Source organism: Phenylobacterium sp. (assembly GCF_035276905.1).
Taxonomy (GTDB): Bacteria; Pseudomonadota; Alphaproteobacteria; order Caulobacterales; family Caulobacteraceae; genus Phenylobacterium.
Window position 1 is genome coordinate 1 of the sequence record NZ_DATELG010000088.1, and the last position, 9370, is coordinate 9370.

A 9370-nucleotide genomic window follows, 5' to 3' on the forward strand; every position below is an offset into this window, starting at 1 on the left:
GACCAGGCCGAAGGTCGTGCGCGCATAGTCCGGCGCGAGCGCGGCCTCCCGGCGGCCCATCCGGACCAGGCCGGCGGAATTGTCCACCAGGGCCGCCGCGCCCAGCGCGATGGCCCGTCCCTCGGCCAGCGGGGCGGCGAAGCGGGCCAGCGCCTGCCATCCCGTCAGCACCACCGCCGCCACGACGCAGAGCGTCGCCGCCAGCCACGGCGGCGACAGCATCAGGCGCGCCAGGCTGCGCCCCTGGCCAAAGCCGTTCAGGGTGACGTCGAAGATGAGGCCGTCGTCGCCGGCGATCATCTGCAGCACGGCCATGCCGGCGCGGGCCGTATCGATGTCGCCGAGGCCCTGGTTGTTGAGGAGGTCCGGATCGGCGAGGACGAAGACGCCGGGCCGCTGAACGGACTGCGCCAGCACCATGTCGCCGTGGGAGTCCGCCAACACCGGCCGCCAGCCTGGGCCGCCGATGGTCTGCAGGCCGTCCAGCCGGCCGAGGGGCAGCACCGAGCCCTGCGCGAAGGTCCCGCCCTCGCCGCTTGCCTGAAGCGTGCGGCGCTGCAGCCCGGGCTCCACCGTCACCGTGGTCCCCGGCCCGAAGCCGGCGAGCAGCCGCCTGGCCGGCTCGCCGCCGCCCAGAAGGCCGGTTTTCAGGACGAAGCCTGGCCGCTTCGGGTCGGGCACGGCCCGCCATTTCGGCAGCACGATCAGGGTCCGCCGCGCCAACGGATAATGGTCGAGGTCCTCCGACGACGCCGTCGGCCCCGGCGTCAGGACGAGCCCGGAGCGGCGAAGACCACTTACGTTCGGCCGGGTCCGGGCCACCTGCGTCTCGATCCCCAGCGCCTTCAGCATGATCTGGGCGCCGCGGTAGCCCACCGCCGAGGACGACAGCGCGTGCGCCCCGCCGTCGCTGCGGCCGCGCAGCTCCGGCGCATAGGTCGCCAGCAGGCCGAAGCCCGCGAGCGCCACCACCCCCGCCAGGATCAGGATGATGATCGCGCGAGCGGGAAAGACCTCGCGCTCGACGGCGCCCGCCGCAGCCACGCTCATGAGGCGACCTCCGCCAGCGCGAAGGCCTCGTACTGGCCGCGGCAGCGGTCGAACTCGTCGCGGCCTGCCGGCCGGCCGCCGAAGAAGCTGCGCTCGACGGCGTCGGCGATCAGCCGGAAGGCGGCGCGTCCGTCTTCGGACAGCGGCGCGGCCTCGACGATGTCGCGGCTGGTGAGCGCGGCGCGCACCGCCTCCGGCCGCTTGGCGCCGATGTCCTCGATGCTGCGGAAGAGCAACAGATGGATGGCCTCTTCAAACCGTCCGGCCTCGGCCAGCCGGTCCGCGTCCTCCAGCAGCGCGTGCGCGGCGCCGGCGTCGGGGCGCCAGTCGGAGGGCTCGGCGGCGGCCTTTTTGCGGCGGAACAGGGCGGCGAACGGCAGGTCGCGGACGATCACCCAGATCAGGGCCGCCACGCCCAGGGCGACGCCGGCCCAGAACACGATCTTCAGCACCGGCGCGGCCTCGCCCAGGGCGTGCAGCAGCCGCATCAGCCAGGCCGGCGGCGGCTTCATGACCGGCATCGGCGTGAAGTCGCGCTGCAGACCGTCCGCCTGCATGAAGGCCTGGTGCGCCGCGGCCAGCTTCATAGGCCCGGAGCTAGCCGCCGTGGCGCCGCCTGGCAAATACATCCCGCTCGCGATTCCCTGCGCCCTGCGACGGCCAAGCTATCAGGGCCGAAGTTGTCTGCGAAGCCGGACGCCCGTGAAACGTGCAGGAGCGGCCGCGAAGGCGAAGGCGTGCTTGCATCGCATGCCGATCCAGGCGAGGTCAGCGCCGCGCGCCTTCAAAAACCAGGCCGCCGTCTTTCGCCAAGGAGCCCGTCCGCATGCGCCGCCTGGTCGTCACCTCCATCGCCGTCAGCCTCGCCGCCGGGCTTGCCGGTTGCGGCAAGTCCTCGACCCAGGCTTCGGACCAGGGCTCGGCAGGCCAAGCCGCGCCATCGGGCGAACAGGCGCAGCCGGCGCTGACGCCGGACGAGATCAAGAAGGTGCAGGCCTCCCTGCCCGCCCCCTACAACACGGCCGACCTGGCGAACGGCGAAGCCAGGTTCGCGATGTGCGCCTCCTGCCACTCGATCGCGCCCGGCGGCCCGAACATGACCGGCCCGCACCTGCACGGCGTCGTCGGCCGCAAGGCGGGCGCCGTCCCCGACTACAACTATTCCGACGCGGTGAAGAACGCCGGCTTCACCTGGGACGGCGCCCACCTCGACAAGTGGATCACCAACCCGCGCGCGGACCTTCCCGGCACCAAGATGAGCTTCGTCGGCCTGAAGGACGCCAAGGACCGCACCGACGTCATCGCCTATCTGATGGTGAACAGCGCGCCGAAACCGTAACAGCTCCACCCATAGGATGCAATTTCTCGAAAAACAACCTTGACGCGCGCCCCGCCTCGATCCATCTTCAGCGGGTCGCGACCCGCATCTGTCGTGACCTCACTGGGCGCCGGATCGCCCCCAAAGTATGCCGGCGCCTCGCTCTGGGCCTTCCCGCCGTCGGGAAGGCCTTTTTCTTAGGCGGCGCGCACTCTCGCCACCGCGTCCAGCCACCGCGCGTAGGCCGCCTCGCGCTGGTGCACGCCGAGCTTGGGGGCGTGCAGTTCGGTGTCGGGCCGCGCCGCAGCCGCGGCCTGCAGGTCCGGGTAGAGTCCCGCCCCCACCCCCGCGAACAGGGCCGCGCCGAGCGCGGTGGTCTCCAGATAGGCCGCGCGCGCCACGCCTACGCCGGTGAGGTCGGCCAGCCGCTGGGCGAAGCGCTCGCTGCGCGACATGCCGCCGTCGATCCGCAGCTCCACCCCGCCCTGGAACGCCTCCGGCGCGTCCGCCCGCATCGCTTCGATCAAGTCGCGGGTCTGCAGCGCCGAGGCGTCGAAGCAAGCCTGGGCGATCTCCGCCAGGCCTGCATCGCGCGTCAGGCCGAAGATCGCGCCGCGCGCCTGCGGGTCCCACCACGGCGCGCCGAGGCCGGTGAAGGCCGGCACCAGCACCACCCCGTGGTCGGCGCGGGCCTGGGCGGCGAGCGCCTCGACGCCCTCGGCGCCGCCGGGGACGCCGAGCTCCTCGTTCATCCACTGGATCGCCGCGCCGGCGACGAAGATCGCGCCTTCCAGGGCGTAGCTGGCGCGCCCGCCGATCCGCGCCGCCACCGTCGTCAAAAGCCGCGCGTCGGACCGCGGCGCCTTCTCGCCGGTGTTGAGCAGCAGGAAGCAGCCGGTGCCGTAGGTGGCCTTCATCTCGCCGCTGCCGATGCAGCCCTGGCCCATCAGGGCCGCCTGCTGGTCGCCGGCGACGCCGCGGATCGGGATCGCCCGGCCCAGCAGCTCCGGCAGGGTCTCGCCATAGTCGTCGGCGCAGTCCAGCACCTGCGGCAGGATCGCCAGTGGAACGTCCAGCAGCTCGCCCATCGGCTCGGACCAGGCCTGCTCGCGGATGTCGAACAGCAGGGTGCGCGAGGCGTTGGTGGCGTCGGTGGCGTGCACCCGGCCGCCGGTCAGCTTCCAGATGAGCCAGCTGTCGATGGTGCCGGCCAGCAGCTCGCCCTCGGCGGCGCGGCCGCGCGCGCCCTCCACCCGGTCGAGCAGCCAGGCGAACTTGGTCCCGGAGAAATAGGGATCGAGCAGCAGGCCCGTGACCTCGGTCACCTGCGGCTCGCGCCCGGCCTCCCGCAGCCGCTCGCAGATTTCGGTGGTGCGGCGATCCTGCCAGACGATCGCCGGGTGGATCGGCCGGCCGGTGGCGCGCTCCCACACCACCACCGTCTCGCGCTGGTTGGTGAGGCCGATGGCGGCCACCTCGTCGATATCGCGGCCGGACCTGGCGACAGCCTCGCGCATGACCGCGACCGAGGCCTCGAAGATCTCCTCGGCGTCGTGCTCGACCCAGCCGTCGCGCGGGTAGGACTGGCGGATCGGCCGCCCGGCCTCGGCGACCTCGCGGCCCGCGGCGTCGAACAGGATGGCGCGGGTGCTGGTCGTGCCCTCGTCCAGCGCCAGGATCAGCGGCTCGGCCATGCGCTCACCATCCCCCTGCCCTGGTTCAGACACAGCTCTCAACGTGGTTTAAGCATGTTTTCACCTGCGGCGACCAGAAAGGGCGCCAGGCTTCGCCAACTCAGAAAGAGAAGGATCGGGCTTTTGGCCGCGATCGAAAGCCAGGAACGGCTTCTGCAGCTCGCCCGCAGCCGCGAGCCGGCGGACCGCGAGCGCCTGCTGCTCGCGCTCGCCGAACTGTGCCAGATCGGCGGCGAAGCGGCTGGCCAGCCCTCCGTGCAGGCGCTGTTGTCCTCGATCTTCCTAAGCCTCGTCGTCGAGGCCGAGCGCGACATGCGCCGCAGGCTCGCCGAAAAGCTCTCGAAAGCCGAGTGGGCCCCGTCCGCCCTGATCAACGTGCTCGCCCTCGACGAGATCGAAGTCGCCCGGCCGATCATCGCCGCCAGCCCGGTCCTCAAGGACGAGGACCTCATCCGCCTCCTGCTGGAAGCCACGATCGAGCATCAGATCGAGGTCGCCCGCCGCCCGAAGCTCGGCGCCCAGGTCGTCGCCGCCATCCTGCGCCAGGCCGAGCCGGCGGTGCTGACCGCGCTCGCCGGCAACGCGACCGCCGAACTCAGCGACGCCGACATGCGCGCCCTGGTCGCCGAGGCCCGTCGCGTCGCCGCCCTGCGCGCGCCGCTGGCCCAGCACCCCCGGCTGACCAGCGAGCTGGCGCTGCAGCTCTACGTCTGGCTGGGCCAGGCGATGCGCCAGTCGCTGACCGAGCGGTTCCGGCTCGACACCGAGGCGCTCGACCGGGCGCTCGCCGAGACCGTGCGCGAGGCTCACGGCGGCGTGCGCGCCCAGGACGACGGCCTGGTCGTCGTCGCCCGCGAAGGCGAGCGCCAGGAGATGGAGCGACGGCTGGTCGACAAGCTCCTGGGCGCCGGCCAGCTGCGCGCCGGCTATCTGGTGCGCGCGCTGCGCGAAGGCCGGCTCAGCCTCTTCGCCGCGGCGCTCTCGAAGCTCGGCGGCCTCAGCCCCGAACAGGTTCGGCTGGCGCTGGACGCGGCCACGCCTGACCCGCTGCAGCAGGCCTGCGCGGCGATCGGCATCGACCGCAGCGCCTTCCCCTCGATCCTGCTGATGGTCCGCGGCCTGAACGGCGGACGGCCCGGCGGCGACGCCGGCTCGAACCGCCCGCGATCCGGAATCTTAGCACAGATGAAAGACGTCACCGTGGGCGGGGCGTAAGCTCAGAACCGTCCTGGGGAAGGGGCGTATTCTGGCGGGCCTGCGCGATGCCGCTCTACACCTTCTATCCGTGTCGGTGGGACGGATCGTCCACCACCTTCGAAGCCTTCGAGCTCGACGGCGACGACGATGCGCGCGAGCGCGCCGTGGCGCTCAAGGAACAGCATCCGAGCTGCGCCTTCGTCACAGTATGGCGCGGCGACAGCCAGGTCCTCCCCCCGCCCCATCCGCTGGCGCGATAGAACAGGACTTCCACAGACTGTCGTTTGACAAGCGGCGCGGCTTGCAGGCTTCCTGACCGCCCCATGTTCAAGCCAGAACCTTTCCTGACCCGCATCGCCTTCTTCGCCAGCGAAAAGGCCGAGGCGCAGGACGCGCGCGCCCGGCTGGCCGCCCGCTACGGCCAGGTCGCCCCGAAGGACGCCCAGGTCATCGTCGCCCTCGGCGGCGACGGCTTCATGCTGGAGACGCTGCACGCCCAGATCGACGGCCGAAAGCCGATCTACGGCATGAACTGGGGCACGCTCGGCTTCCTGATGAACGAATACAGCGAGGAAGGCCTGCTGGAGCGGATCAACGCCGCCGAACGCGCCGTGGTGCATCCGCTGCGCATGGTCGCCGCCGACGTGCACGGCGGGCTGCATCGGGCGCTGGCCTTCAACGAGGTCTCGCTGCTGCGCCAGACCCGCCAGACCGCCAAGCTGCGCATCTCCATCGACGGCCAGGTCCGGCTGCCGGAGCTCTCCTGCGACGGCGCCCTGGTCTCCACGCCGGCCGGCTCAACCGCCTATAACCTGTCGGCCCACGGACCGATCATCCCCCTCGACGCCCAGGTGCTGGCGCTGACGCCGATCAGCGCCTTTCGGCCGCGGCGCTGGCGCGGCGCGCTGTTGCGCCACACCGCCAAGGTGAAGTTCGAGGTCCTGGAATCCGACAAGCGCCCGGTGAGCGCCGTGGCGGACAATTTCGAGGTCCGCAACGTCCTGGAAGTGCACGTCGCCGAGGACCGCGACCTGGCCCTGACCATGCTGTTCGACGCCGGCCGCAGCCTGGAGGAGAGGGTGCTGGCCGAACAGTTCATGGCGTAGGTACTGGAGGTTGCAGGCTGCACCTGTTGTTAACGGCTCGGTCCTAGCTTGATCCGCGAGTGGCAGGAGACGCCGTCGTGGACGAGCAGAACAGCGGGCAAGTGATCCAGGTGCCGAACACCCTTCGGCTCAAGGTCGGCGGCGGCCGGCTGGGCGCGCTCGACCCTTCGGCCATCGCCAAGGCCGAGGCGGCGCTGAAGAGCCTGTCCGGCAATTTCGCCCAATGGCTGCAGGACGAGATCAACAAGCTCGAGGCCGCCCGCCAGGCGATCCGCACCGAGGGCCTGAACCCGCAGACGGTGGAATCCCTCTACCTGCGCGCCCACGACCTGAAGGGCCTGGGCACCACCTACGGCTTCCCGCTGATCACCCGCATCGCCGCATCGCTCTGCACCCTGACCGACGACGCCGAAAAGCGCACCCGCGCCCCGATCGCCCTGATCGACGCCCACATCGACGCGATCCGCGCCGCCGTGCGCGACGACATCAAGACGGCCGAGCACCCGATCGGCAGCGCCCTGGTCCAGGAACTGGAAGCGCGCGTCGCCGAAGCGCTGGCGTAAGGGCGGCAGCAAAAACTCCGGTCATCCCCGCGAAAGCGGGAACCCAGGTTTTTTCTGTTTTTTGTCCTGAACCGCCGGGACTAGCCGCAAATCCCGCAACGAAAAACGCCTGGATCCCCGCTTTCGCGGGGACGAGCGGGTTAAAGCCAGGCGACCTCAGGCTCCGGTTCGGCCATGACCGCCGCGGGCTCAGGCTCGGCCGCGCGGCTTTCGGCGACCTGGTCCATCTTCTCCAGCAGATAGTCCACGTCCTCGCTGGCGGCCGGCAGCGGCTGCGTGAGGAAGCGCTGCAGCAGGCTCTCCTGGAACCGCTCCATGTCGTTCGCCCGGCCGTCCAGCTCCAGCGAGTGGAAGGTGTCCACCGCCGCGCGGAAGGCCGGGAACAGCCGGGCCGGAAGGCCGGCGCGTTCGTAGATCGCCCTCAGGCCCAGGGGCCCGGCGTCATGGATCATCAGCCAGGTGCGATGGTGCGGCACGCCGGCCAGCTCGGCGATTCCCCACTCGAAGAAGGTCATCTGTCCACGGACCAGGCCGCGCAGCAGCAGCGAGGCGGTCAGCCGCTGGCCCTCGCTCAGGTGGGCGACGAAGCTCCTCATGTCCGCGACGCGGCCGGCCTCGTCGATCAGGTCGATGCTGGCGCGCTCGGCGGTCTCCAGCGCCAGCTGCAGGGCCGCCTGCGGCGCCACCGCGTGCCGGGTCATGAGATGCTCGCGCACCTGGTCGCCGACCATGTGGATCAGCCGTTCGGTGACCGCGAGCGGCAAGGTCTGGCGGTAGGCGACGGCGGCCAGCACCCGCTCGGATGCCTCGAAGCGCGCCATCACCTGCTGCAGGCCCCCTTCCGAGAACTCCACCGCGTCGTTGGCGCAGGCGGTGACCACCGCGCGCTCGGCCCCCGTCTGCGCCAGGACGTCGGCGACCTTGGGCGACAGCCGCGGCCGCTTGGCGACCGCCACCTGCCGCACCGGCCCGCCCAGCCGCACGATCTCCACCAGGTCCTCGTCGGTGAACACCGGCGAGAAGCTCAGCACCGGCAGGGCGACGCTCTCGACGTCGCGGGCGAGCTTCAGCGCCACGTCGCGCGGCAGCAGCGGCGACTTCTTCAGCGTCACGGCGAGCGCGCGGCGCACCAGCTCGGCCGCGTCGGCGGCCATGATGCGCAGGATGTCGGCGGCGGTCTCGCGGTCCTCGGCGGACAGTTGCGTCTCGTCGATGGTCCGGCAGAGCTTGTGGGCGGCCGCGGCGCGCTCGTCGGGAGTCGCTCCCTTCACCAGCGTGCGGATGTCGATCTCCGTCAACGCCGACCGTGTCGTCGCCATGCCCCTGCCGTCCCCCAACGCAGGACCGGAGTCCCACGAGTCGACCTTGCGGCGGTATGATTAACGAGGCGTTTCCAAGGCGAAGCTGTGGACGGCCGTCCACGATCGAGGGTGAGTTCAGCTCTCGGCGGAGTCCGACAGGACCTTCAGCATCTCGCTGGTGAACATCGAGCCGGCCAGGCGGGAGCCCACGCCCAGCTGGTCCGACGGCTGCGATCCGCGAAGGATCAGGGCCACCAGCGCCTCCTGCTGGCGCTCGCGGTCCATGCGGCGGGCCGAGGCGTACTGGACGAAGCCGCCGTCCTCGTCGGCCGCCGGGGCGGCGTCGGGCGACGACGCCGCGCCCGGACCCGCGGCCTTGGCGAGATTGGCGTAGACCTGGGCGACGGAGGCCGGCCGGCCGTCGCGATAGAAGATCGACTTGTTGGCGCGTGCGGCCTCGGGAAACAGGCTGGCCGCCACCGCGCCCGGCGTGTTCTCCACCGCCTCGATCAGCCGCGCCGAGCCCTGCGGCCCCAGGAAGTGCGCGGCGTAGAGCTCGCCGGAGGTCGGCGTGCGGCCGGTGCGCCCCTTCAGATAGGCCGCGTGGTCGGCGGCGAGCTCGCCCGCCATCAGCGAGGAGGCGTGCGGGTCGAGCCTCAGGTCCATCACCGCCCGCCGCGCCTCCGCGCCCTCGACGTGGTAGCGGCCGTCGGCGCCCTTGCTGATCAGCTGGGCGTAGCGGGCGTAGCCGTACTTCGAGCCGTGCTGTTTCAGCGTCGAAAGCCAGGTCTGCTCGACGAACTGGAAGAGGCCCGCGGCCGAGGAGGCGCCCGAGCGCGCCTGCGGGTTCATCCCGCTCTCGCGGCCGGCGGTCTTCATCAGGAAGCCGAAGTCGACGCCCGTAGCCTTGGCGGCGCGCTGGATCGCGCCTTCCACCACGCTACGGATTCCCTCGATCGCCATGCTGGATTCCTCGGCCCTTATGGTTAACGAGCCGCTAACCATGTTCCCAGGACAACGAGACGCGCCGCTTCCGCCTGACCTAGAACCGTTTCGGATCGAGGCGCGCGGCGTATCGGCCGGGGTCGCGCCCGGCCGCGAGCGCGGCGACAACGCCCGCGACCAGCGGCGCGAGCAGCCA

Annotated in this window: 10 protein-coding genes; 5 read left to right on the forward strand and 5 right to left on the reverse strand. The window is 71.4% G+C overall.

What is annotated here, in order from left to right:
• Both VJS38_RS03765 and VJS38_RS03770 read right to left on the reverse strand, forming a co-directional pair.
• Positions 1–1050: hypothetical protein (locus tag VJS38_RS03765; protein WP_324086816.1), on the reverse strand; the 1050-nt coding region annotated here is incomplete at its 3' end.
• Entirely contained in the window at positions 1047–1637 is a 591-nt protein-coding gene (locus tag VJS38_RS03770) for a DUF4129 domain-containing protein (protein ID WP_324086817.1), read from the reverse strand. The genes VJS38_RS03770 and VJS38_RS03765, both read right to left, overlap by 4 nt.
• 239 nt (positions 1638–1876) lie before the next feature.
• Between VJS38_RS03770 and VJS38_RS03775 the strand changes: the two genes are divergently transcribed.
• Positions 1877–2389 carry a cytochrome c family protein gene (locus VJS38_RS03775; RefSeq protein WP_324086818.1) on the forward strand — a complete coding sequence of 171 codons (513 nt, stop codon included), beginning with the start codon at positions 1877–1879 and terminating at the stop codon, positions 2387–2389.
• 176 nt (positions 2390–2565) lie between these two features.
• On the opposite strand, the gene glpK is transcribed toward VJS38_RS03775, so the two are convergent.
• Positions 2566–4062, reverse strand: a complete 1497-nt coding sequence (gene glpK, locus VJS38_RS03780; protein WP_324086819.1) for a glycerol kinase GlpK — start codon at positions 4060–4062, stop codon at positions 2566–2568.
• Between the two features lie 123 nt (positions 4063–4185).
• Between glpK and VJS38_RS03785 the strand changes: the two genes are divergently transcribed.
• The 4 genes from VJS38_RS03785 to VJS38_RS03800 all read left to right on the forward strand — a co-directional run bounded on the left by VJS38_RS03785 (position 4186) and on the right by VJS38_RS03800 (position 6928).
• Positions 4186–5277 (forward strand): DUF2336 domain-containing protein, encoded by a 1092-nt coding sequence (locus VJS38_RS03785; RefSeq protein WP_324086820.1) that lies wholly within the window; start codon positions 4186–4188, stop codon positions 5275–5277.
• 47 nt (positions 5278–5324) lie between these two features.
• Positions 5325–5519 carry a hypothetical protein gene (locus tag VJS38_RS03790; protein WP_324086821.1) on the forward strand — a complete coding sequence of 65 codons (195 nt, stop codon included), beginning with the start codon at positions 5325–5327 and terminating at the stop codon, positions 5517–5519.
• 63 nt (positions 5520–5582) lie between these two features.
• Positions 5583–6365: an NAD kinase gene (locus VJS38_RS03795; protein WP_324086822.1), complete on the forward strand. Its 783-nt coding sequence runs from the start codon at positions 5583–5585 to the stop codon at positions 6363–6365.
• Between the two features lie 77 nt (positions 6366–6442).
• Positions 6443–6928, forward strand: coding sequence for an Hpt domain-containing protein (locus tag VJS38_RS03800; RefSeq protein WP_324086823.1), 486 nt, complete (start codon positions 6443–6445; stop codon positions 6926–6928).
• A gap of 140 nt (positions 6929–7068) precedes the next feature.
• Here VJS38_RS03800 and VJS38_RS03805 read toward each other — a convergent pair whose 3' ends face one another.
• Both VJS38_RS03805 and VJS38_RS03810 read right to left on the reverse strand, forming a co-directional pair.
• Positions 7069–8247, reverse strand: a complete 1179-nt coding sequence (locus VJS38_RS03805) for a DUF2336 domain-containing protein (protein ID WP_324086824.1) — start codon at positions 8245–8247, stop codon at positions 7069–7071.
• Positions 8248–8364: 117 nt separating this feature from the next.
• Entirely contained in the window at positions 8365–9192 is an 828-nt protein-coding gene (locus tag VJS38_RS03810) for a transglycosylase SLT domain-containing protein (RefSeq protein ID WP_324086825.1), read from the reverse strand.
• Positions 9193–9370: the final 178 nt, after the last annotated feature.

What these genes read in the sequence shown, in the direction of transcription:
- VJS38_RS03770 (WP_324086817.1), bottom strand. Translation starts at nt 1,637, where the DNA reads ATGAAGCTGGCCGCGGCGCACCAGGCCTTCATGCAGGCGGACGGTCTG.
- VJS38_RS03775 (WP_324086818.1), top strand. Translation starts at nt 1,877, where the DNA reads ATGCGCCGCCTGGTCGTCACCTCCATCGCCGTCAGCCTCGCCGCCGGG.
- glpK (WP_324086819.1), bottom strand. Translation starts at nt 4,062, where the DNA reads ATGGCCGAGCCGCTGATCCTGGCGCTGGACGAGGGCACGACCAGCACC.
- VJS38_RS03790 (WP_324086821.1), top strand. Translation starts at nt 5,325, where the DNA reads ATGCCGCTCTACACCTTCTATCCGTGTCGGTGGGACGGATCGTCCACC.
- VJS38_RS03795 (WP_324086822.1), top strand. Translation starts at nt 5,583, where the DNA reads ATGTTCAAGCCAGAACCTTTCCTGACCCGCATCGCCTTCTTCGCCAGC.
- VJS38_RS03805 (WP_324086824.1), bottom strand. Translation starts at nt 8,247, where the DNA reads ATGGCGACGACACGGTCGGCGTTGACGGAGATCGACATCCGCACGCTG.
- VJS38_RS03810 (WP_324086825.1), bottom strand. Translation starts at nt 9,192, where the DNA reads ATGGCGATCGAGGGAATCCGTAGCGTGGTGGAAGGCGCGATCCAGCGC.